The organism is Allobosea sp. CER48, assembly GCF_044752385.1.
Classification (GTDB): domain Bacteria; phylum Pseudomonadota; class Alphaproteobacteria; order Rhizobiales; family Beijerinckiaceae; genus Allobosea.
The window spans coordinates 1-1,091 of record NZ_JBIWYK010000729.1; the positions used below are offsets into that span (position 1 = coordinate 1).

1 protein-coding gene is annotated in these 1,091 nt (G+C 65.5%); it reads right to left on the reverse strand.

Annotated elements, in window-relative coordinates:
- Positions 1 to 345 precede the first annotated feature (345 nt).
- Positions 346 to 1,091: HlyD family type I secretion periplasmic adaptor subunit (locus ACIPIA_RS16845; protein ID WP_400511134.1), on the reverse strand; the 746-nt coding region annotated here is incomplete at its 5' end.

The following is a 1,091-nucleotide window of genomic DNA, read 5'->3' on the forward strand; positions in this document are numbered from 1 at the left end:
AAGAACGAAGCGCTTCATGATTCCGGCCGTTCGTTGCGATCCTGCTCGCATCTTAGAACCTGCCGCCGCTGCGCGACAGAGGCTCTGAATGGCAGGTCACAGGCTTTAAAGGCCGGCATCCGCGAGCCAGCCCAGGATGCAGATCGCCGACAAGGCGACCAGGGCGATCGCGGCCTTCGCATCGTTCGGCCAATGGCGCAGCATGCTTCGTCTCCGTTGCGGGAGCCGTCGCAATAGTCATGCCATTTGACAGGGGGGTGACGGTTCCCCCGGGGGCCTGGGAGTCCTCCGGGGGAACCGCCGTTTCGACCGGCAAGGGCGGCCTGCCGGTCGACGTCTCCGACATCAGGTCTCGCGGAAGGCCCGCGCCATGCTGTCTTTCAGCGGCTGCAGCAGATACTCGAAGAAGGTCCGCTCGCTCGTCTGGATATAGACATCGGCTGGCATGCCCGGCGTCGGGCGGAAGTCGTGCAGGCTCGCGAGGCTCGCCGGGTCGAGCCGGGCCCGCACCACATAGAGATCAGGCACCCCGGGGAAGGCGCGCTGCTTCTCGTCCGGCAGCGCATCGGCCGAGATGTAGATGACGCGGCCGCTGACCATCGGGGTCGTGCGCTGGTTGAGGGCCGTCAGCCGCACCGAGGCGAGCTGGCTGTGCTTGATCTTGTCGATATCCTGCGGACGCACCTTCGCCTCGATGATCAGCTCCTCCTGAAGCGAGACGATCTCCATGATGTTCTTGCCCGGCTCGATGACGCCTCCAGCAGTCTGGTAGCGCAACTTGACGACCGTGCCGCGAACTGGCGCGACGATGTTGGACCGGTCCAGGACGCCCTTCACGGTGTGGATGCGTTCACGCACGTCGTTGAGGTCGGCGCTGATGTCCTGCAACTGGTCCGAAGCGGCCTTCTGTGCGCTCTTTCGCACGCCGTCGATCTGTTCGAGCGAGCGGGCGATCCGCTCGCGGGCATCGCCGATATCGCCGGTGATGCGGCCGGCCTCGCCGGACAGGTTCGCGGCCAGCCGCTGCAGCGACAGCACGTCCGGCTTGCGGATGTAGCCGCGTTGCAACAGAACCTGCTTGCCCTCGAGCT